At 65.5% G+C, this 20516-nt stretch carries 19 protein-coding genes; 14 read left to right on the top strand and 5 right to left on the bottom strand.

Annotated features, from left to right (window positions below; genetic code table 11):
- Window positions 1-424: 424 nt before the first annotated feature.
- From ACSQ89_RS32615 to ACSQ89_RS32665, 11 genes are all read left to right on the top strand, one after another.
- Window positions 425-2338 (top strand): type IV pili methyl-accepting chemotaxis transducer N-terminal domain-containing protein, encoded by a 1914-nt coding sequence (locus ACSQ89_RS32615; protein ID WP_436294657.1) that lies wholly within the window; start codon window positions 425-427, stop codon window positions 2336-2338.
- A gap of 6 nt (window positions 2339-2344) precedes the next feature.
- A complete protein-coding gene (locus ACSQ89_RS32620; protein ID WP_436294658.1) occupies window positions 2345-3019 on the top strand; it encodes a response regulator in 675 nt (224 codons plus the stop codon).
- A gap of 164 nt (window positions 3020-3183) precedes the next feature.
- A complete protein-coding gene (locus ACSQ89_RS32625; protein WP_436294659.1) occupies window positions 3184-4473 on the top strand; it encodes an MFS transporter in 1290 nt (429 codons plus the stop codon).
- Window positions 4470-6122 (top strand): MFS transporter, encoded by a 1653-nt coding sequence (locus tag ACSQ89_RS32630; RefSeq protein WP_436294660.1) that lies wholly within the window; start codon window positions 4470-4472, stop codon window positions 6120-6122. Before ACSQ89_RS32625 ends, ACSQ89_RS32630 begins: the two co-directional genes overlap by 4 nt.
- A gap of 25 nt (window positions 6123-6147) precedes the next feature.
- Window positions 6148-9966, top strand: a complete 3819-nt coding sequence (locus ACSQ89_RS32635; RefSeq protein WP_436296849.1) for a nitrate reductase subunit alpha — start codon at window positions 6148-6150, stop codon at window positions 9964-9966.
- Window positions 9963-11495 (top strand): nitrate reductase subunit beta, encoded by a 1533-nt coding sequence (gene narH, locus ACSQ89_RS32640; RefSeq protein ID WP_436294662.1) that lies wholly within the window; start codon window positions 9963-9965, stop codon window positions 11493-11495. The genes ACSQ89_RS32635 and narH overlap by 4 nt, the downstream gene beginning before the upstream one ends.
- Window positions 11496-11497: 2 nt before the next feature.
- Entirely contained in the window at window positions 11498-12193 is a 696-nt protein-coding gene (gene narJ, locus ACSQ89_RS32645) for a nitrate reductase molybdenum cofactor assembly chaperone (protein ID WP_436294663.1), read from the top strand.
- Window positions 12190-12924, top strand: coding sequence for a respiratory nitrate reductase subunit gamma (gene narI, locus ACSQ89_RS32650; protein WP_436294664.1), 735 nt, complete (start codon window positions 12190-12192; stop codon window positions 12922-12924). The genes narJ and narI overlap by 4 nt, the downstream gene beginning before the upstream one ends.
- A gap of 19 nt (window positions 12925-12943) precedes the next feature.
- Window positions 12944-13768 (top strand): peptidylprolyl isomerase, encoded by an 825-nt coding sequence (locus tag ACSQ89_RS32655; RefSeq protein ID WP_436294665.1) that lies wholly within the window; start codon window positions 12944-12946, stop codon window positions 13766-13768.
- Window positions 13769-13784: 16 nt separating this feature from the next.
- The gene (locus tag ACSQ89_RS32660) at window positions 13785-14513 is read left to right on the top strand and encodes a carbonic anhydrase (protein ID WP_436296850.1); all 729 of its coding nucleotides are present in this window, start codon (window positions 13785-13787) and stop codon (window positions 14511-14513) included.
- Between the two features lie 88 nt (window positions 14514-14601).
- On the top strand, window positions 14602-15879 hold the full coding sequence (locus ACSQ89_RS32665; RefSeq protein WP_436294685.1) for an NAD(P)H-dependent flavin oxidoreductase: 1278 nt from the start codon (window positions 14602-14604) through the stop codon (window positions 15877-15879).
- Between the two features lie 25 nt (window positions 15880-15904).
- On the opposite strand, the gene ACSQ89_RS32670 is transcribed toward ACSQ89_RS32665, so the two are convergent.
- The 4 genes from ACSQ89_RS32670 to ACSQ89_RS32685 form a co-directional block, all read right to left on the bottom strand.
- Complete coding sequence (locus tag ACSQ89_RS32670) at window positions 15905-16306, bottom strand: ribonucleotide reductase subunit alpha (protein ID WP_436294667.1); 402 nt, start codon at window positions 16304-16306, stop codon at window positions 15905-15907.
- Window positions 16307-16720: 414 nt separating this feature from the next.
- The gene (locus tag ACSQ89_RS32675) at window positions 16721-17365 is read right to left on the bottom strand and encodes a hemerythrin domain-containing protein (protein WP_436294668.1); all 645 of its coding nucleotides are present in this window, start codon (window positions 17363-17365) and stop codon (window positions 16721-16723) included.
- Window positions 17362-17805: a group III truncated hemoglobin gene (locus ACSQ89_RS32680; RefSeq protein ID WP_436294669.1), complete on the bottom strand. Its 444-nt coding sequence runs from the start codon at window positions 17803-17805 to the stop codon at window positions 17362-17364. The genes ACSQ89_RS32675 and ACSQ89_RS32680 overlap by 4 nt, the downstream gene beginning before the upstream one ends.
- Entirely contained in the window at window positions 17792-18064 is a 273-nt protein-coding gene (locus ACSQ89_RS32685; protein WP_436294670.1) for a hypothetical protein, read from the bottom strand. The genes ACSQ89_RS32680 and ACSQ89_RS32685 overlap by 14 nt, the downstream gene beginning before the upstream one ends.
- Before the next feature lie 267 nt (window positions 18065-18331).
- Here ACSQ89_RS32685 and ACSQ89_RS32690 point away from each other — a divergent pair, with 267 nt between their 5' ends.
- The 3 genes from ACSQ89_RS32690 to ACSQ89_RS32700 all read left to right on the top strand — a co-directional run bounded on the left by ACSQ89_RS32690 (window position 18332) and on the right by ACSQ89_RS32700 (window position 19461).
- Window positions 18332-18709, top strand: a complete 378-nt coding sequence (locus tag ACSQ89_RS32690) for a YbaN family protein (RefSeq protein ID WP_436294671.1) — start codon at window positions 18332-18334, stop codon at window positions 18707-18709.
- Between the two features lie 188 nt (window positions 18710-18897).
- Window positions 18898-19197 (top strand): hypothetical protein, encoded by a 300-nt coding sequence (locus ACSQ89_RS32695; RefSeq protein ID WP_436296851.1) that lies wholly within the window; start codon window positions 18898-18900, stop codon window positions 19195-19197.
- An 18-nt stretch (window positions 19198-19215) separates the two neighbouring features.
- Window positions 19216-19461 carry a hypothetical protein gene (locus ACSQ89_RS32700; protein WP_436294673.1) on the top strand — a complete coding sequence of 82 codons (246 nt, stop codon included), beginning with the start codon at window positions 19216-19218 and terminating at the stop codon, window positions 19459-19461.
- A gap of 523 nt (window positions 19462-19984) precedes the next feature.
- On the opposite strand, the gene ACSQ89_RS32705 is transcribed toward ACSQ89_RS32700, so the two are convergent.
- The gene (locus ACSQ89_RS32705) at window positions 19985-20485 is read right to left on the bottom strand and encodes a universal stress protein (protein WP_093110335.1); all 501 of its coding nucleotides are present in this window, start codon (window positions 20483-20485) and stop codon (window positions 19985-19987) included.
- Window positions 20486-20516 lie beyond the last annotated feature (31 nt).

Here is a 20516-nt window from a genome sequence, read left to right on the forward strand (position 1 = left end):
TTTCTGCAGCGTAGCCCCGCGGGGGCTTTGGAGCTTGATCCAGATCAAGCATGCACACGGTTTCAAATGCAGAATGCGGCAAGCGAACGAGCACATGGACCTGCCGACGCACCAGAGAAGGCGACGACTGAGAGGAATGGTGAGCGCGCGTCGAGCGCGCGCGCAACATAGGAATGCAGCTGTATCCGAACGAGGAACCGATCCCGATGACTGACCGAACTCGTGAGCCTGCCTGGGCCTATGGATCCCAGCAACAAGGCCGGGATCGGTGCGTCAGCAGTGGGGCGCATGCGATGTGCAGCATGTCCCACTTGGGCCTTGCTGTCTCGAACGCCTACGCGCGTCGACTCGTCGGCCGGCCGGATCTGCTGCATCGAACGCGCTCCACTTGTGCGGCCGCTGCCGCAACGCTGACATGCGCTCGATGAACAGATCTCGGCAATGGACACTGGGCGCCAAGCTGGCGCTGGTCGCCATGCCGTTCCTGTTGGCAGCCCTTGGCGCCATCGCGACCTTGGTCTACATGTCATGGCAGATCGAGGGGGGTGCCGCTGCGGTCAACGAAGCTGGGCGCATGCGCATGCAAACCTATCGGATGGTGCTGTCGGCTGGCGCGGGCGATGTGCGGGCGCTGTCACAGCAGGTGGCAGAGTTCGAGCGCAGCCTCCAGGGACTGCGCCGCGGCGACACCGAACGGCCGTTGTTCGTACCCTGGGACGACACCGTGCGCCAACGCTTCGCTGTGGTCGAACGCGACTGGGCCGCCTTTCGCAGGCGCCTCGCCGATTCGACGCTGCCTGGCGCCGCGACCCGCCTTGGCGACGACGCCGTCGCGTTCACGTTGAACATCGATGCATTCGTCGCCGGTATCGAAGCCCACTTGTCACGGTGGACTGCGCTGATGCACTTGCTGCAGGTCGCGATGATGGGCGTGGCGCTCATCGGCGCGGCAGTGCTGGTCCATACCGGATACCGCTTCGTCCTGGAGCCGCTGGGATTGCTCAAGCGAGCCATTCATCGCCTCCAGGATGGCGATCTCGGTGCCCGCGTCGTGCGCACCAGTACGGACGAGTTCGGCACCCTGGCAGAGGGATTCAACAGCATGGCCGAGCAGCTTCAGGCCATGTACCGGAATCTGGAAGGCCGGGTCCAGGAGAAGACAGCGCAGTTGGAGGAAGAGCGCGGCCGGTTGGAATGCCTCTATGAGGTGACGACGCTGGTCGCCAAGGCCTCGACGCTCGACAAACTGGCCCATGGGTTCACGCAGAGCATCGCCCGGATCGCACATGCCGACGGCGTCGCCTTGCGCTGGTCGGACGAGGCGAACCGCCGGTATCTGATGCTCGCCTCGCAGGGCTTGCCGCAGGCGATGACCGATGCCGAGCTTTGCTTGGCGGCCGGCGATTGCCATTGCGGCTCACCGCTGGCGTCGTCGGGCGCGCGCGTGATTCCGATCCGTACCATGCAGCCCCTCCGGATGCGACATTGCGCCCAGGCCGGCTTCGAGACCGTGGTGTCCATACCGATCCGGCTGCATGAGCGGCTGATGGGTGAGGTCGACCTCTTCTTCCACGCCCAGATCACGATCTCCGAAGCCGAGCGCTCCCTGCTCGAATCGCTCACGGTCCACCTCGCGGGTGCGATGGAAAACCTGCGCCTCAACTCGCTCGGGCTGGAGGCCGCGATCTCGCAGGAGCGCGGCTTCCTCGCGCGCGAGCTGCACGACTCGATTGCCCAGTCGCTCGCGTTCCTGAAGATCCAGGTCCAGCTCATGCGCGACGCGATCGCTGCCGGCGATCCGCTGAAGGTCCAGCACGTATTGGGCGAGATCGACGTCGGCGTGCGTGAGAGCTACGGCGACGTGCGGGAGCTGCTGATGCACTTCCGCACCCGGGCCAACAGCGAAGACATCGAACCCGCGCTTCTCACGACGCTGCGAAAATTCGAGCACCAGAGCGGCCTGAAGGCAAGCCTGCAGATGCTCGGCCAGGGCATGCCCTTGCTCCCGGACACTCAGATCCAGGTGCTGCACATCGTGCAGGAAGCGCTGTCGAATGTTCGCAAGCACGCCCGTGCCGGCCAGGTGTGGCTGGACGTGCAGCAGGCGCCGCAGTGGCGGCTCGAGGTGCGCGACGATGGCCTCGGGTTTCCCGACGGCTACGGCGCGCCCGACGAGACCCACGTGGGCCTGCGCATCATGGCGGAGCGCGCCGAACGCCTGGGTGCGCAGCTCGACGTGATGTCCTCGCCCGGCCGCGGCACCTCGGTCGTCCTGACCCTGCCAATGACGTCCAGTACCGGTGGCGCGGTGGCGGCACCGCAATACCAGGTCGCCTGAATCCTCATGACCGAGCTGCCCCCAAAGATCCGCATCCTGGTTGTCGACGACCATACGCTGTTCCGGCGTGGCCTGACGGCACTGCTACATCGCGATCCGCAGTTCGAGGTTGTCGGCGATGCCGGCGACGCGGGCGAGGCGCAGCGCCGCGCCCAGGAGTTGAAGCCCGACGTGATCCTCCTGGACAACCACCTGCCCGGCGTCATGGGCGTCGATGCCTTGCCGGCACTGCGCGAGGCCGTGCCCGCAGCACGGGTGCTGATGCTGACGGTGAGCGAAGACGAACGCGACCTCGCGGGCGCGCTGCGCGCAGGCGCGAGCGGCTACCTGCTCAAGACCATCGAGGGCGATGCGCTGGCCGCGGCGATCCGTCGTGCCATGCGCGGCGAGAGCATCGTGGCCGAGGAGATGACCGGCAAGCTGGTGGCGGCCTACTGTGACGCCGCCGCGCCGCAGCCCGCGCAGTTGGTGGAGCCCGCGGCGCCGTTGCGCGCACTGTCGCCGCGCGAGCAGGATATCCTGCGCGGCATCGCGCACGGCCAGGGCAACAAGGAGATCGCGCGCTCGCTGGGCATTGCCGAAACCACCGTGAAAATCCATGTGCAGCACATCCTGCGCAAGCTCGACGTGAGCTCGCGCGTGCAGGCTGCCGTTATCGCAGTCGAGCACGGCCTGGGTTGATCCAGCGCAAGCGCGCGCCGTTTTCCCACACCGCTAGTTCTTCATGAGGATGCCGGCGTCCGGCCGCATCGTTCTTGTGCCGCCGCACGGCCCTCCCACCGAAGGATGCCGCAAAGCGCCAGTGCTTCCTAAAGTCGGCTCATGAGCAACGAGTGGACTTCGTCATGAGCAAGAAGAGCCAGGCACTGGCGGTGCTGATGGTCAGCACCTTGGCATTCACGGTGTGCTTCATGGTGTGGATGATGTTCGGCGTGATCGGCATCCCGATCAAGAAGACGCTGGGGCTCAACGCCACCGAGTTCGGCCTGCTGACCGCCATGCCGGTGCTGACCGGTTCGCTCATTCGCGTGCCCCTGGGGATCTGGACCGACAAGTACGGCGGCCGGATCGTGATGGCGCTGCTGATGGCGCTCACCGTGCCCGCCATCTGGCTGATGAGCTACGCGACGGCGTACTGGCACTTCCTGGTCATCGGCCTGTTCGTCGGCCTGGCCGGCGGCTCGTTCTCGGTCGGCACGCCCTACGTGGCGCGTTGGTTCCCGAAGAACCGCCAGGGTTTCGCAATGGGCGTCTACGGTGCCGGCAACTCCGGCGCGGCGGTCAACAAGTTCATCGCGCCGGCGCTGGTCGTTGCCTTCGGCTGGGCCATGGTGCCGCAAGTCTATGCCGCGGTCATGCTCGGTTCCCTGTTGCTGTTCTGGATCTTCAGCGCGAGCGACCCCGCGCACCGTGTGCCAAGCCACACCCGCTTCTCGGACCAGGTGCGCGCGCTGAAGGACCCGAAGGTCATCAAGTATTGCCAGTACTACAGCATCGTGTTCGGCGGCTACGTGGCGCTGAGTCTGTGGATGGTGCAGTACTACATCGGAGAGTTCGGCCTCGACATCCGCGCTGCGGCGCTGCTGGCCGCGTGCTTCTCGCTGCCGGGCGGCGTGCTGCGCGCGGTCGGCGGCTGGCTGAGCGACAAGTACGGCGCGCATTCAGTCACCTGGTGGGTCATGTGGGTCAGCTGGATCTGCCTGTTCCTGCTGAGCTACCCGCAGACCGACTTCACCATTCTCACCATCAACGGCCCGAAGACCTTTCACCTCGGCCTGAACGTCTACGCCTTCACCGCCCTGATGTTCCTGCTCGGCATCGCATTCGCCTTCGGCAAGGCCTCGGTGTTCAAGTACATCGCGGACGACTACCCCGAGAACATCGGAACCATCAGCGGCATCGTAGGCCTGGCCGGCGGACTGGGCGGCTTCGTGCTGCCGATCATGTTCGGCGCGCTGGTGGACCTCACCGGCATTCGCTCCAGCGCCTTCATGCTGATGTACGGCGTGGTCTGGGTGTCGCTGATCTGGATGTACTGGACCGAGGTGCGCGGCACCGAGGTCATGGGTCGGCGCGCCCACGCCTTCAGCCTCGGCGGCCGAAGCACTCTTCCCTCAATGCAGGAACCCGCATGAATCCCACCATCGACACCACGGCTCCAGTGCGGCCCACAAGCGGCGCCGACATCGCCGACTGGCGCCCCGAGGACGACGTCTTCTGGTCGTCCACAGGCCGGCGCATCGCCTACCGCAACCTGTGGATTTCCGTGCCCAGCCTTTTGTGCGGCTTCGCGATCTGGGGCATGTGGGGAATCATCACGGTCCAGATGCTGAACCTGGGCTTTCCGTTCAGCCAGGCCGAGCTGTTCTCGCTCACCGCGATCTCGGGGCTGGCCGGCGCGACGATGCGCATTCCGGCCTCGTTCCTGATTCGCCTTGCGGGCGGCCGCAACACCATCTTCCTGACCACCGCGATGCTGCTGGCGCCGGCCATCGGCACCGGCATTGTGCTGCAGCACAAGGACTGGCCTCTGTGGTCCTTCCAGCTGATGGCCCTGTGGTCGGGCGTGGGTGGCGGCAACTTCGCGAGCTCGATGTCGAACATCAGCACTTTCTTTCCCAAGCGGCTGCAGGGAACGGCATTGGGGCTGAACGCCGGTCTGGGCAACTTCGGCGTGACGAGCATGCAGATCGTCATTCCGCTCGTGATGACGGCCGGCCTGTTCGGCGCGCTGGGTGGCGAACCGATGACGCTCGTCAAGGACAGCGGCTGGATCTTCGGAAAGATCGCGGCCGGCACGCCCACCTGGATCCAGAACGCGGGCTTCGCCTGGCTGTTGTCGCTGGTGCCGCTGGCAGCCTTGTGCTGGTTCGGCATGAACAACCTGAAGACCGTCTCGCCGAACACGGGCGGCCCGATCGTCGCTTTCCTGAAGATCATCTGGCTCTACACGCTGTCGTTCGTTCCGGCCGGCCTCGGTCTGTACCTGTACCTGCCGCCGCCCACCGGGCTCGGGGTGCTGAACATGTGGGTCGCGATGCCGCTGATCATCGTCAGCACGCTGCTGGTGCTCAAGCTCACCGCCTTCGGCCCGATGAAGGAGAGCATTGCCAAGCAGTTCGAGATCTTCCGCAACCGGCACACCTGGGCGTTGACGCTGCTGTACATCGTGACCTTCGGCTCGTTCATCGGGTTCTCGATGGCGCTGCCGCTGGCCATCACGGTGATCTTCGGTGTCAGCCATGTGCCCGATGCGGCCGGCGTGATGCAGCATGTGCTGAAGAACCCCAATGCGCCTTCGGCCCTCACCTACGCCTGGATCGGGCCCTTCGTCGGCGCGGCAATGCGGCCGCTGGGCGGCTGGATCTCGGACAAGATCGGCGGCTCGATCGTCACCCAGATCATCTCGGCGGTGATGGTGCTCGCATCGACGGCGGTGGGCTACGTGATGCTGCTGGCCTACCGCTCGGCCGCGCCCGAGCAGTACTTCCTGATCTTCATGGTGCTGTTCGTGGTGCTGTTCACCGCCAGCGGCATCGGCAACGGCTCGACCTTCCGCACCATCGGTGTGATCTTCGACCGACAGCAAGCCGGTCCCGTGCTCGGCTGGACCTCGGCCGTGGCGGCCTACGGGGCCTTCATCGCACCGGTGGTGATCGGCGCCCAGATCAAGGCCGCCACGCCCGAGCTCGCCATGTACGGCTTCGCCGCGTTCTACGCCCTGTGCCTCATCCTCAACTGGTGGTTCTACCTGCGCGCCAACGCGTACGTGAAGAACCCCTGAGCCCGAATTTTCCGGAGATCATCCTATGAGCCATTTCCTAGACCGTCTCAGCTATTTCAGCCAGCCCAGGGAGTCCTTCTCCGGCGACCACGGCGTCACCACCGGCGAAGACCGTACCTGGGAAGACGCCTACCGCAACCGCTGGGCCCACGACAAGATCGTGCGCTCGACCCACGGCGTGAACTGCACCGGCTCGTGCTCGTGGAAGATCTACGTCAAGGGCGGCATCGTCACCTGGGAAACCCAGCAGACCGACTACCCGCGCACGCGCTGGGACATGCCCAATCACGAGCCGCGTGGCTGCGCCCGCGGCGCGAGCTACAGCTGGTACCTGTACAGCGCGAACCGCGTCAAGTACCCGATGGTGCGCGGCAGGCTCCTGAAGAGCTGGCGTGAAGCGCGCATTGCGCACGACCCGGTTGCCGCATGGGCTTCAATCGTCGAAGACGATGCCAAGCGCCGCGACTACCAGCAGGTGCGAGGCCTCGGCGGCTTCGTGCGCTCGACCTGGGACGAGGTCAACGAGATCGTCGCCGCGGCCAATGTCTACACCATCAAGAAGCACGGCCCCGACCGGATCATCGGCTTCTCGCCAATCCCGGCTATGTCGATGGTCAGCTACGCCGCGGGCAGCCGCTATCTCAGCTTGATCGGCGGCGTCTGCATGAGCTTCTACGACTGGTACTGCGACCTGCCGCCGGCAAGCCCGCAGGTCTGGGGCGAGCAGACGGACGTGCCGGAGTCGGCCGACTGGTACAACTCGAGCTTCATCATCGCCTGGGGCTCCAACGTGCCGCAGACGCGCACGCCGGACGCGCACTTTTTCACCGAGGTGCGCTACAAGGGCGCGAAGACGGTGGCGGTGACGCCGGACTATTCCGAGGTCGCCAAGCTGGCGGACATCTGGATGCACCCGAAGCAGGGCACCGACGCGGCGGTCGCAATGGCGATGGGCCATGTGATCCTGAAGGAGTTCTACTTTCCCGATGGCGGCCGTGAGCGCAGCGCCTACTTCGACGACTATGTGCGCCGCTACACCGACATGCCGATGCTGGTGATGCTCAAGGAGCACAAGCTGCCTGGCGGCGAAGTCGTCATGGTGCCCGACCGCTATGTGCGCGCGTCGGACTTCAACGGCAAGCTCGGTCAGGCCAATAATCCCGAATGGAAGACCGTCGCGTTCGACGACGAGGGCAAGGTGGTGCTGCCGCACGGCGCGATCGGCTTCCGTTGGGGGGCCGACGGACGGGCCGACGAAGGACAATGGAACCTCGAAGCCAGGGAGGCGCGCCACGGCAACGAGGTGAAGCTTCGGCTGTCGGTGCTGGAGGGTGAGCAGCCGAGCACCGAAACTGCGCGGGTCGGCTTCCCCTATTTCGGCGGCATCGTCAGCGAGCACTTCCCCAACAACGAGCAGACCGACGTGCTGGTGCGTACCGTGCCTGTCAGGCGCATTGCGCTCGGCAAGGCAGGCGACCAACGCGACGCGCTGGTGGCGACTGTGTTCGACCTGCAGGTGGCGAACTACGGCGTGGCGCGCGGACTCAGCGGTGAGATGGCGGCCAGCAGCTTCGATGACGACACCCCTTACACGCCGGCTTGGCAGGAGCGCATCACGGGCACGCCGCGCGCGCAGTTGATCACGGTGGCACGCCAGTTCGCCGAGAACGCGCACAAGACGCAGGGCAAGTCGATGGTGATCATCGGCGCAGCGATGAACCACTGGTATCACAGCGACATGAACTACCGCGGTGTCATCAACATGCTGATGATGTGCGGCTGCATTGGCAAAAGCGGCGGCGGCTGGGCGCACTACGTGGGCCAGGAAAAGCTGCGCCCGCAGACCGGCTGGACCGCGCTGGCCTTCGCGCTCGACTGGATCCGCCCGCCGCGCCAGATGAACAGCACCAGCTTCTTCTACGCACACACCGACCAGTGGCGTTACGAGAAACTGGGCATGGAAGAAGTGCTCTCGCCGCTGGCCGACAAGAAGACCTATGCGGGCAGCATGATCGACTACAACGTGCGCGCCGAGCGCATGGGCTGGCTGCCGAGCGCCCCGCAGCTGCAGACCAATCCGCTGCAGGTGGTGCGCGACGCGCAGGCCGCCGGCGTCGATCCGAAGGACTACGCCGTCGGGGCGCTGAAGGACGGCTCGCTGAAGATGAGCTGCACCGACCCCGATCACCCGGACAACTGGCCACGCAACATGTTCGTGTGGCGCTCCAACATCCTGGGCTCCAGCGGCAAGGGCCATGAGTACTTCCTCAAGCACCTGCTCGGCACCACCAACGGCGTGCAGGGCAAGGATCTCGGCGCAGAGGAGGCGAAGCCTGAAGAAGTCGTGTGGCACGACAAGGCGCCCGAAGGCAAGCTCGATCTGCTGGTGACGCTCGACTTCCGCATGAGCACCACCTGCCTCTACAGCGACATCGTGCTGCCGACGGCCACCTGGTACGAGAAGAACGATCTCAACACCAGCGACATGCATCCCTTCATCCACCCGCTTTCCACGGCAGTGGATCCGGCCTGGCAATCGCGCAGCGACTGGGACATCTACAAGGGCTTCGCCAAAAAGTTCAGCGAGGTCTGCGTCGGCCATCTCGGTGTCGAGCGCGAGCTGGTGCTGACCCCGCTGATGCATGACACCCCCTCGGAATTGGCCCAGCCCTTCGAGGTGCGCGACTGGAAGCGCGGGGAGTGCGAGCTGGTGCCGGGCAAGACCGCTCCCAACCTGCAGGTGGTCGAGCGCGACTACCCGAACGTCTTCAAGCGCTTCACGGCGCTGGGGCCGCTGATGAACAAGGCCGGCAACGGCGGCAAGGGCATCAGCTGGAACACGCAGACCGAAGTGAAGCAGCTCGGCGAACTCTCCGGCCTCGTCACCGAGCCCGGCGTGACCTGCGGGATGCCGAAGATCGAGAGCGACATCGACGCCGCCGAGGTGGTGCTGATGCTGGCGCCCGAGACCAACGGCCACGTGGCGGTGAAGGCCTGGGAGGCGCTGGGCAAGCAGACCGGTCGCGATCACACGCACCTGGCAATCCACCGCGAGGACGAGAAGATCCGCTTTCGGGACATCCAGGCGCAGCCGCGCAAGATCATCAGTTCACCGACCTGGAGCGGCATCGAAAGCGAGACCGTGTCGTACAACGCCGGCTACACCAACGTGCACGAGCTGATTCCATGGCGCACGCTGACCGGACGGCAGCAGTTCTACATGGACCATCCCTGGATGATCGCGTTCGGCGAGGGCTTCGCCAGCTACCGCCCGCCGGTGGATCTGAAGACCACCGCAGGGATCCAGGGCGTCAAGCCGAACGGCAACCCCGAGATCGCGCTGAACTTCATCACGCCGCACCAGAAGTGGGGCATCCACTCGACCTACACCGACAACCTGCTGATGCTCACGCTGAGTCGTGGCGGTCCCTGTGTGTGGATCAGCGAGGACGATGCGAAGCGCGTCGGCATCGTCGACAACGACTGGATCGAGCTGTTCAACATCAACGGTGCCATCGCGGCGCGCGCGGTGGTGAGCCAGCGCGTCAAGCCGGGCATGGTGATGATGTACCACGCACAGGAGAAGATCGTGAACACGCCCGGCTCAGAGATCACCGGCACGCGCGGCGGCATCCACAACTCGGTCACCCGGATCGTGCTCAAGCCCACCCACATGATCGGCGGCTACGCGCAGTTCAGCTACGGCTTCAACTACTACGGAACCATCGGCACCAACCGGGACGAGTTCGTGGTGGTGCGCAAGATGAACAAGATCGACTGGCTCGACACGCCGGTCGCCGACGAACTGATCCGCCCCGTGCAGGCCGAAGGAGAAGTCGCATGAAGATCCGCGCCCAAATCGCCATGGTGCTCAATCTGGACAAGTGCATCGGCTGCCACACCTGTTCCGTCACCTGCAAGAACGTCTGGACCAGCCGCCCCGGCATGGAGTACGCCTGGTTCAACAACGTCGAGACCAAGCCCGGCATCGGCTACCCGAAGGAGTGGGAGAACCAGGACAAGTGGAACGGCGGCTGGGTGCGTAAGGCCAACGGCGCGATCGAGCCGCGGCAGGGTGCGAAGTGGAAGCTGCTGATGCGCATCTTCGCCAACCCGAGCCTGCCCGAGATCGACGATTACTACGAGCCCTTCACCTTCGACTACGGCCACCTGCAGTCGGCGCCGGAGATGAAGGCGACGCCCACCGCCCGTCCGCGCAGCCTGATCACCGGCAAGCAGATGGACAAGATCGTGTGGGGCCCGAACTGGGAGGAGATCCTCGGCGGCGAGTTCTCCGGGCGCAGCAAGGACAAGAACCTGGACGGATTCGAGCAGATGCAGAAGGACATGCTCGGCCAGTTCGAGAACACCTTCATGATGTACCTGCCGCGGCTGTGCGAGCACTGCCTGAACCCGGCGTGCGTGGCGTCGTGCCCCTCGGGCTCGATCTACAAGCGCGAGGAAGACGGCATCGTGCTGATCGACCAGGACAAGTGCCGCGGCTGGCGCATGTGCGTGAGCGGCTGCCCGTACAAGAAGATCTACTACAACTGGAAGAGCGGCAAGGCTGAGAAGTGCATCTTCTGCTACCCGCGCATCGAGGCCGGGCAGCCGACCGTATGCAGTGAGACCTGCGTCGGCCGCATCCGCTATCTGGGCGTGCTGCTGTATGACGCAGACCGCATCCAGGAGGCCGCGAGCGTAGAGCACGACCGCGACCTGTACCAGGCGCAACTCGACATCTTCCTCGACCCGAGCGACCCGAAGGTGATCGCGCAGGCACGCCTCGACGGCATTCCCGACAAGTGGATGGAGGCGGCGCGCAACAGCCCGGTCTACAAGATGGCGGTGCAATGGAAGGTGGCGTTGCCGCTGCACCCTGAATACCGCACGTTGCCGATGGTGTGGTACGTGCCGCCGCTGTCGCCGATCAGCGCCGCGGCCAACGCGGGGCATGTGGGCAGCAACGGCGAGATCCCCGACGTCAACCAGCTTCGCATTCCGGTCAAGTACCTGGCCAATCTGCTGACCGCCGGCGATACCGTGCCGATCGTGAAGGCGCTCGAACGCATGCTGGCCATGCGCGCCTACCAGCGCGAGAAGCATGTTGACGGGCGCATCAACCATGCGGTACTCGCGCAGGTCGGCCTCAGCCAGGCGGAGGTCGAGGAGATGTACCAGGTGATGGCGATCGCCAACTACGAAGACCGCTTTGTGATCCCCACGACGCATCGCGAGTACGCGGAGAACACCTTCAATGTGCGCGGCGGTTGTGGCTTCACGTTCGGCAACGGATGTTCGGAAGGCACCAGCGAAGTCAGCCTGTTCGGCAGCGAGAAGAAGCGCACGATTCCCATCCGGGCGGAGGTCTGACCATGTTTGCACTGAACTCCCAGCGTCCGATGACGAAGAGCCTGCGCGTGCTTGCGGCGGTGCTCGGCTACCCGGATGCGCAACTGCGCAGCGACCTGCCGGAAATGCGCGATCTGCTGCAGGACGAACGCGCCCTGTCGCAATCGCGCCTTGCAGAACTCGATGCGCTGATGGACATGCTGTGGCGTGCCGATGCCCTGGAGGCTGAATCCGACTACGTCGACCTGTTCGACCGGGGGCGCGGCACCTCCCTGCACCTGTTCGAGCATGTGCACGGCGATTCGCGCGAACGCGGACCGGCAATGATCGACCTCGGGCAGACCTACGAGAAGGCCGGCCTGATTCTGGCCGAGGGCGAACTGCCCGACTACCTGCCGGCCGTGCTGGAGTTTGTCTCCACGCAGCCGGTGCGCGAGGCGCGCGCCTTTCTCGGTGAGATGGCGCACATCTTCAATGCCATCTTCGGTGCACTGCAGCATCGCAACAGCCCGTACGCCAGCGTGCTCGGCGCGCTGCTCGAACTGGCCGGCGAGAAAGCGCAGCCGGTCAAGCCGCCGGCCGAGGAGGCGCTCGACGAGAGCTGGGCCGAACCCGTGGTGTTCGATGGCTGCTCGACGAAGGGCCAGGCCAAGCCAGGGCAGGCGCAACCCATTCACATCGTGCGCAAGAGCAACGTGACACAAGGAGCATCGTCATGAAAGGCATGTATGGCTTTCTTTTTCAAGTCTATCCGTATGTCTGCTTCATGGTGTTCGTGGCCGGCAGCCTGATCCGCTTCGACCAGAACCAGTACAGCTGGAAGAGCGACTCTTCACAGATGCTGCGGGCCGGCACCCTGCGCTGGGGCAGCAATCTGTTCCACTTCGGCGTCCTGTTCCTCTTCTTCGGGCACATGGTCGGGCTGTTCACGCCGCACAGCGTCTACGGCATTTTCATGAGTGCGGCGACCAAGCAGATGCTGGCCGTCGTGGCCGGCGGCATCGCGGGCGCACTGTGCTTCGTCGGCCTGTCGCTGCTGCTGTATCGGCGCGTGTTCGATCCGCGCATCCGCCTCACCAGCCATCCCACCGACATCGCGGTGCTGGTAGTGCTGTGGATACAGCTCGTCGTGGGGCTGATCACGCTACCGTTCTCGTGGGCGCATGCCGATGGCAGCGTGATGCTGATCCTGGCGGACTGGGCGCAACGCATTGTCACGCTGCGGCCGGTGGATGCTACCGCGCTGGCCGCCTTGCCATGGCCCTACCAGTTCCACATCGTGTTCGGCATGACGATCTTTCTGCTGTTCCCGTTCAGCCGGCTGGTGCATGTGTGGAGTGGCTTCGGGACGGTCCGCTTCCTGTTCCGGTCACCCCAGGTCGTCCGCAGCCGCCGGCTGAATGTGCCGGCTGGCCACAACGAGCCACGCGAGCCCCGGGCGGGCGTCTGAGCTCCAGGAGAAAACCTTCATGAATGTTGAAACTTTCAATTCCGGCGCGGTGGCCCAGGCTGCGTCGCCCAAGGTGGCGCGGATCAATGGCGTGGCTCTCCACAGCGAGGCCGAAGTGCTGTCGATCGAGGAACTGCGCCAGCGTGCGTGTTCCGAGTTGCTGCGTCAGGCCGCCATCCAGGGCGGACTGCTGGCACCCACGGACGTCGTGGCTGGCGACGGCTTGCTCAGCGAGGCTGCGTCGCAGGCCATCGACGCCTGGCTGGAGCGCGAGCTGCAGATGCCGGAGCCCTCCGAGGAGGCCTGCCGGCGCCACCATGCTGCACACCCGGCGCGTTACCGAACGGGCCAGCGCGTGCAGGTGCGGCATGTCCTGTTCGCCGTGACGCCGGGCATGGACGTGGTGGCACTGCGCAATCGCGCAGAGGCCTGCCTGCTGGATGTGCGCTGCCACGACGGCAAATCGAATGGCGGCGCGAGCGCTGGCTTCGAGCGGGCCGCACGCGAGCTGTCCAACTGCCCGAGCGGCGAACAGGGCGGTGAGCTGGGATGGCTGACCCCGGCCGACTGCGCCCCGGAGTTCGCTCGTGAGATCTTCGGTCATGTCGAGGTCGGCGTTCTGCCACGCCTGGTGCACAGTCGCTTCGGCCTGCACGTGGTGGAGGTGCTGGAGCGCGAGGGCGGCGAGCCCCAGTCCTTCGAGTCGGTACGCGGCGCGGTCGCCATGGCGCTGCGTCAGCAGACCTACGTGACGGCGCTGCGCCAATGCCTTCAGCTGCTGGCCGGCCAGGCCACGGTCGAGGGCGTGGACCTCGATGCGGCCGAGACGCCACTGGTCCAGTAGTCGCCGTAGGTGCGCGATGTCCGATGACCTGCTGCAGCGGCTGCGGCGCTTCCACGACGACTGCTTTCCCGGTGTGCAGGACCGGTTCCAGAGCCTGGTGCGGGACGGCCAGCATCCGAACATCCTGTTCATTGGTTGCTCCGATTCGCGCCTCGTGCCCTATCTGCTGACCGGCACCGGGCCCGGCGAGCTGTTCATCGTCCGCAACGTCGGCGCGCTGGTGCCGCCGCACGATGGCTCCGCCGGCTACCACGGAACGGCTGCCTCGATCGAGTTCGCCGTGCTCCGGCTCGGCGTCGAGCGCATCGTCGTCTGTGGCCATAGCCACTGCGGCGGCATCCGGGCGCTGTACGAGGAGAACGTGCCGCAGGCGACCAACCTCGCGGCCTGGCTCGACCTCGCGCGCGAGGCCGTGCTGCCGGTCCGGGTGACGCCCGGAGCGCTGCGTCGCACCGAGCAGCGCTGCGTCGTGCTGCAACTGGAACGACTGATGGGCTACCCGATGGTGCGCGAACGCGTCGAGTCCGGCCGGCTCGCGCTGCACGGTTGGCACTATGTGATCGAGGAGGGCGAAGTCCATGTCTTCGACCTGCGCAGCGGAAGCTTCGTGCCGGCGTCCGACGCCGACCACAGCGGCACCGGGCCTTTCGATCATGCACCGGTCGACGATGGCAGCGCCACCAGCATCTTCAACGAGATTGACGAAGCACTGGGGCCGGCGCGGCGCGGCGCGGCGCAAGGTTGACCTTCGTCAACACCACGTTCTCAGCGAAGCACTACCGTGCAGGGGTTTCAACACACACGCGGCGCGCACGCGCTTTGCCGCGGCCGCAATGACCACTGCCATCAACCTCGACCCCATCCCTGACACCGGCGACACTGCCGACACCGCCGCTCAACTGATCTCGTTGCTGCGCGAATGCGGCCTGAGACCGCTGCGCCTGGGCGAGCGAACCCTGCTGCCAATCGTCCAGGGCGGCATGGGCGTCGGCATCTCGGCGCATCGCCTCGCCGGCAGCGTCGCTGCGCTCGGCGCGATGGGCACGATCTCGTCCGTCGACCTGCGCCGCCATCATCCGGACCTGATGGAGCGCACGCGCGACCTGCAGCCGGGAGAGGCCGCCACGCGCCGTGCCAAGGAAGATATCAACGCGGCCAATCTGGAAGCGCTGGCGCGCGAGATCCGTGCCGCGCGCGAGCGCTCGGGCGGGCGCGGTCTGCTCGCCATCAACGTGATGCGCGCGGTGGGCGAGTACGCTCCCTCGGTGACGCGCGCGCTCGAATGCGGGATCGATGCCGTGGTGGTCGGCGCCGGCTTGCCGCTCGACCTGCCCGAGCTCGCGCAGGACCACCCCCGCGCGTTGCTCGTGCCCATCCTGTCGGATGCGCGCGGCGTGCAGCTGCTGGTTCGCAAGTGGGAGCGCAGGAAGCGCCTGCCCGACGCGATCGTGATCGAACACCCGCGGCTCGCTGGCGGCCACCTCGGCGCCGCGAAGATCGCCGACCTGGCCGACCCGCGCTTCGACTTCGAGAACGTCATCCCGCAATCGCTCGCATTCCTGCGCGCGGCGGGAATCGAGAAGGAGATCCCGTTGATCGCGGCCGGAGGCATTCGCCGCTTCGAAGATATCGCGCGCGTGCAGGCGCTGGGCGCCGCCGCAGTGCAGCTCGGCACGCCCTTTGCCGTCACGCAGGAGTGCGACGCGCACCCCGAATTCAAGCGCGTGCTGGCGCAGGCGCGCGAGGAGGACATGGTCGAGTTCACGAGCGTGGCCGGCCTGCCCGCGCGTGCCGTGGCAACCCAGTGGCTGAAAGGCTACCTGAAGGCTGAGGCGAAGCTGCAGAGCGTGGCGCACGTCAAGCCGCGCTGCACGCTCGCCTTCGACTGCCTGGCGCAATGCGGGTTGCGCGACGGGCTGGCCGGCTGGGGCCAGTTCTGCATCGACACTCAGTTGGCTGCCGCCCTGCGCGGCGACGTGAAGAAGGGCTTGTTCTTCCGCGGCGTGGGCGCGCTGCCGTTCGGCGACCAGATCCGCAGCGTGCGCGAGCTGCTGGCTCGGCTGTTGACGCCGCACGAGGCCGCGCCCTCGCTCGGCATCAACGCGTCCTGAACCGACGGAGCGCGACAGCGCGCTCTCATTCGAGCTTCACGGGCTGGCCTGCGCCGTCAAAGGCGATGAAGCCGGCGATACCGCCGGACTTGATCGACTCGACCATGCGCTGCAATGGCGCTTCGGCCTGGGCGCTGGTCGGCCCGCGGCCCGCGCTGCCTGACATCGCGGCGGCGAATACGAGGTCCCAGGTCTGGCCGAACTGTTGCGACTCTTCGCGCAGCGCCTCGAAAGAGTCCAGCTCGTCAGGCGTCTTGTCCACGCACATCAGCGGCGTGAGCGTGCCGCCCTGGCCGGACTGGTAACGCTCGCGCTGCTCGGGCGTCGCGTCGTCCGGCAGGCCTGCGGCTGCGAAGACGAACAGCAGGCGCTGTGGCTGCGCCTGTTCGCGCGCAGAGCGAAGCAGGTCGTCGAAGCTTGAAATCATGGCGGGCTTTCGGTGTCGGGGAAATGGGTGAGGCGCTGGCCTGGGACGGTCGGTTGCCTCGTGTGCAGGAGGATCGTGACCAGCAGCGAAACGTCTGTCAACGCGTGCACCGCGTGCGGTTCGCCTCCCTCCAGCACCATCAGGCGGCCGGCGGCGAGATGACAAGCGCGCGATCGTCCTGACTGTCGCTTCGCCTTCCAGGCACTGCACGGTGACCGCGCCGGACACACTGTGCTGCGGTACGTCCACGTCAGCGCGCAAGACCATGCGCATGAGCTGCAAGGCGGGCGTCTTGATCAGGCTGGTCGTGACGGCCATGGGCAATTGGTCGCCCAGCGGGCTGATGTCGATCACGTCGAGGGCTCGGGCATGCGCAAGGGCCATGGAATCTTCTCAAGGGCGCACGGTGTATTGTCATTGGCGCGGCGAGAACGTCGGCAGCGCGGCGCCCGCGAAGGCTTCGAGCACCGAGCCGACACCGCCCGAATTCTGTAGCGCGCCGACGATCTTCTTGAAAAGCGGCCCGTAGGCCTCGTCGGCCTCGTAGCCTGCGAGCGGGTCGCGGTTCATCAGGAACGCCGCGTCGAGTTCGGCCCATTCGTCGGCACTGAGCACGGTCTCGGCCAGCGGCAGGATCTCGGCTTCCTCGACGTGCATGTGGTCGAGATAGAAGTCGGCGTACTGCTTCATCAAGGTCTCGAACTTATCCCGGCGGGCTTCGCACTGATCGGTCCCACTCATCATCCGAAATCCGAGCAGCGCGTGTTCGAGTTCGCGGATCGCCTGCTCGCCATGCGCATGGTCGCGGTCAAGGCGGTCGAGCACGGCGTCGGTCTGCGCGTTGCGCCCGCGCAGCTTGGGGAAGAGCAGGCGGCTCTCCTTGGGGTGGTGCAGCTTCTCCGGGAACTCGTCGACGTAGAACAGCATGGCCTGCAGCGCATCGAAGTCGGGCAGGGTGCCCCGCCGCCGGTGTTGGCCGAGTAGCAGGGTGATCGAGCGCAGCATGGCCGACAGCGCCCGATGTTCGCGACAGATGATGGTCAGGCTGGTGTGCGTCATGGCGCGGTCTCCCTAGTGTTCCGACTGTGGCGATCTGCCGCGAGCTCGCAACCCACGGCCGGATGGTCGGCGCCATGCCGCGCCTGATATCCATACCAGAGGCTCCCGGCAATGCGGTGTGCGAGGTCGTCGGCCCGTTCCTGGAGATCTGCGTTGCCCAATGCCTGCGTGGTATCGCGAAACAGTGCGAGCCAGCGGTGAAACAGCTGCGTCGTGAGCCCCGGCAATGCAACATGCTTGGGCATTGGCGCGCCCCTGTAGCGGGCGGTGCCTCTCAGGGCAGACGACCAGAAGTCCACCATCTTCGCCAGGTGCTGGTCCCAGTCGACGATACGCGATTCGAAGATCGGAGCGAGCATCGCGTCGTTGCGCAGCTTCGAATAGAAGGTATGGACCAGGCGGACGACCTCCTCTTCGGTACAAAGGTCAGGATGCGGCATGATGGAACTCGCCGCGTTCGAATGGGAGATCGTGCGCGATGGAACCCTGGTTCAGCGCTTGCCGGCCGCGGGCGGTGACCTCGAAGACCTTGGTCGGGTCCTGCCTTGTGCAGTCGTCAGGGTCGATGTGCACTGGCGGAATGAAAGCCTTGACGTAGCCCGCCGCTTCCAGCAGTCGGACCTTGTCGATCTGGGACGGGCTGGCTGTCGTGAATGGAAGCTGCGCGTTCGCAATCCTCAGCCATATTTCCATGCACATCTCACACCTCCTTGAATCCTGGCGGGCTGTTCAGCACCGGCAAGCAAGCCTAGCGCGGCCAAGCCGTCGCGTCTTTGATTTGAAGCAAGCTTTCTGCCGGGCATCCGCTGTGCGGATCGAATCGGCCATGGGTGGATCGCGCCGCCGCAGATCACGCTCAGCTGCATGCCGAGGCGGGCAAGCAGCCAATATCGACGGGCGATTGACCTACCATTCGCAGATGCCTCCTTCGCAGTTCCCGGCAGATCGCTCCAGAGGGCTCGCTCGTTGAAGTGGCTCGAAGGTGCCATCGCAAGGCTGCTCTGGCGGGTGTTGGCCTTGGTACTTGTCGCTCTGGGCCTGCTCGGCGTCTTTCTACCCGTTCTGCCGACGGTGCCATTTCTGCTTGCGGCCGCCTGGGCGGGCGGACGCGGCTGGCCTGCGCTGGAGCATTGGCTACTCGACCACCCGCGCTACGGCGAGTCCATCCGGCGCTGGCGACAGGAGGGTGCGGTGTCACGCCGCGCGAAGTGGGCTGCGAGTTGGATGATGTTCTTCAGTACGGCCGTGCTGCTCGTCACCAACGCGCCGATCGTTGTGAAGGTCGCAGCGCCGCTCCTCATGGCGGTGATTGCGATCTGGCTGTGGAAACGACCCGAGCCGTGAACGCGTTGGCCGCAGCGGTGGCGCGGTCTGCCGACGGCAACGATTGATGTACGTCAATGCGGGCTTGGGGAACGGCATGTACCTGTCCATGGGCAACGTGTTGGCCAATCCGAAGGTCGGCATCTTGTTCATCGACTTCGAGAAGCCCAACCGTCTGCGGATCAGCGGTGAGGCGTCCGTGATGAGGGATGACCCTGATCTCCGAATACCCGCAAGCCCAGTTCGTGGTCCGGGTTGCCGTCAGCGAGCTCTTCCTGAACTGTCCTCGGTACATCCCCAAGCTTCAGCGAGTCTCGCGTTCGCCGTTCGTGCCCGTGCCAGGGCGGGAAACGCCGTTTCCCAACTGGAAGCAGATCGACTTCGTGCGCGATACCTTGCCCGAGCGAGACCGTCGCAAGGCATTGGAGATGCCGGCGATCGACATCACGGACTACATCAGAACGATCGAACGATCGAAGAGTCGCAAGGCTGCACTGCTCATGGCCTAGCGTTCGCTGCGGAAAGGGATGAAATTCGGCCTTGGGCCGACCTTCAAGGCCCGCAAGGGCGATTTCATCTATGCACCCGGCGGCACGCTGCATGCGTTCAAGGGTGCGCTGCCCGAGCCAGCTCGTGTCCTCGTGCTGGATGCGCCGGCCACGGCCGAGGGATTTTTCAGGGAGGTCGATCGGGAGGTCAAATCTCCGTCAGACCACAGCAAGATCCCGGAGATCGGCCGGCGTCACCAGATGCGGTTTCATGCACCTGGTTGACACCGGCTCAAGCGCACCAGGAGCTGGCGCCAGCCAAAAGCGTCAAGGGCGGGCCGCTGCAGTCGCTGATGAGCCAACGCGGTGGCTGACGTGCGCGTGCAGCGCGACGGCAGAGCCTCCGGCGCACGCTACGAGCGCACCGCTGGACACCCGAGCTGCTTCATGCAGGTGAGCGAACTCACCCGGCGGGTGCACAGCGACGCCGCATAGCAGGCGTCGCCTATGGACGGCGAGGACCCAGGTACTTGCCTCCCAATCTGTCTGCGGGGCCGGCACCAACCTCCAGGCCTTGTTGTACGTATCTTCTCGATGTCCGCGTGCACGCGCTCGGCAGTTCATCCATGTTGTCACGTCGCATCGGCAAGGAGGCGGGAACATCCGGTGTTGGGCCTGCAGCCGAAGGTCAGAAGGTTCCGAGCGGTCGCAACGCGCGGTGTCGCCCCGACGGGAATTGCAACCAGACGGCAGTGAAGGTGAAACGGTACGCCGGGGGCTGAGACAGTCGAGCCAGCCATCGGTCTCGTCACTCGAATGCAAGCGCTGGCGCGAGAGCTGTCTGTTGCCTTGTCGAGGAGCGCTTGTCGACAGTTTCTTCGACCGGCTCGGGAACCAGCATCACGGGCACGGTTGACGTTCGCAGGAAGCGCTCTGCATCGCTGCCCATCGCCCACCGCCCGCAACGCCCAGGCGTGCTCAGAACAATGAGGTCTGCCGGCCACATTCTTGCTTCGTATGCGACAGCGTCGGCGAGGGGTGTGGCGAAGTCGCTGTACAGCATCACATCCGCATGCACGCCGCGAGCCTCGGCAGCTTTTTTCGCTGCTTCAAGGATCTCCCGCCCCCAATTGTGCAGCGTACCCAGCCAGGTGTCCGTATCGGTGGATCTGCGTGCGAGCGAAAGATCGTCCACCACGTGAACCAGCCGCAGCAGGCCCCTGGTGGTCCTTGCGATATCGATGGCCTCGTCCAAGCTTCTTTTGGAAGCCGGACTCCCGTCGATGAGAACCAGAATCCGTTTGTGCATGGCGAGTTCCTCTTGAGCGAGGTGAAGGAGC

It is taken from the genome of Variovorax sp. LjRoot175 (genome assembly GCF_964253805.1).
Lineage (GTDB): Bacteria > Pseudomonadota > Gammaproteobacteria > Burkholderiales > Burkholderiaceae_C > Variovorax.

Coding starts and splice junctions, on each gene's coding strand:
- ACSQ89_RS32615 (WP_436294657.1), top strand. CDS start 425: ATGAACAGATCTCGGCAATGGACACTGGGCGCCAAGCTGGCGCTGGTC.
- ACSQ89_RS32620 (WP_436294658.1), top strand. CDS start 2,345: ATGACCGAGCTGCCCCCAAAGATCCGCATCCTGGTTGTCGACGACCAT.
- ACSQ89_RS32625 (WP_436294659.1), top strand. CDS start 3,184: ATGAGCAAGAAGAGCCAGGCACTGGCGGTGCTGATGGTCAGCACCTTG.
- ACSQ89_RS32630 (WP_436294660.1), top strand. CDS start 4,470: ATGAATCCCACCATCGACACCACGGCTCCAGTGCGGCCCACAAGCGGC.
- ACSQ89_RS32635 (WP_436296849.1), top strand. CDS start 6,148: ATGAGCCATTTCCTAGACCGTCTCAGCTATTTCAGCCAGCCCAGGGAG.
- narH (WP_436294662.1), top strand. CDS start 9,963: ATGAAGATCCGCGCCCAAATCGCCATGGTGCTCAATCTGGACAAGTGC.
- narJ (WP_436294663.1), top strand. CDS start 11,498: ATGTTTGCACTGAACTCCCAGCGTCCGATGACGAAGAGCCTGCGCGTG.
- narI (WP_436294664.1), top strand. CDS start 12,190: ATGAAAGGCATGTATGGCTTTCTTTTTCAAGTCTATCCGTATGTCTGC.
- ACSQ89_RS32655 (WP_436294665.1), top strand. CDS start 12,944: ATGAATGTTGAAACTTTCAATTCCGGCGCGGTGGCCCAGGCTGCGTCG.
- ACSQ89_RS32660 (WP_436296850.1), top strand. CDS start 13,785: ATGTCCGATGACCTGCTGCAGCGGCTGCGGCGCTTCCACGACGACTGC.
- ACSQ89_RS32665 (WP_436294685.1), top strand. CDS start 14,602: ATGACCACTGCCATCAACCTCGACCCCATCCCTGACACCGGCGACACT.
- ACSQ89_RS32670 (WP_436294667.1), bottom strand. CDS start 16,306: ATGATTTCAAGCTTCGACGACCTGCTTCGCTCTGCGCGCGAACAGGCG.
- ACSQ89_RS32675 (WP_436294668.1), bottom strand. CDS start 17,365: ATGACGCACACCAGCCTGACCATCATCTGTCGCGAACATCGGGCGCTG.
- ACSQ89_RS32680 (WP_436294669.1), bottom strand. CDS start 17,805: ATGCCGCATCCTGACCTTTGTACCGAAGAGGAGGTCGTCCGCCTGGTC.
- ACSQ89_RS32685 (WP_436294670.1), bottom strand. CDS start 18,064: ATGTGCATGGAAATATGGCTGAGGATTGCGAACGCGCAGCTTCCATTC.
- ACSQ89_RS32695 (WP_436296851.1), top strand. CDS start 18,898: ATGACCCTGATCTCCGAATACCCGCAAGCCCAGTTCGTGGTCCGGGTT.
- ACSQ89_RS32700 (WP_436294673.1), top strand. CDS start 19,216: ATGAAATTCGGCCTTGGGCCGACCTTCAAGGCCCGCAAGGGCGATTTC.
- ACSQ89_RS32705 (WP_093110335.1), bottom strand. CDS start 20,485: ATGCACAAACGGATTCTGGTTCTCATCGACGGGAGTCCGGCTTCCAAA.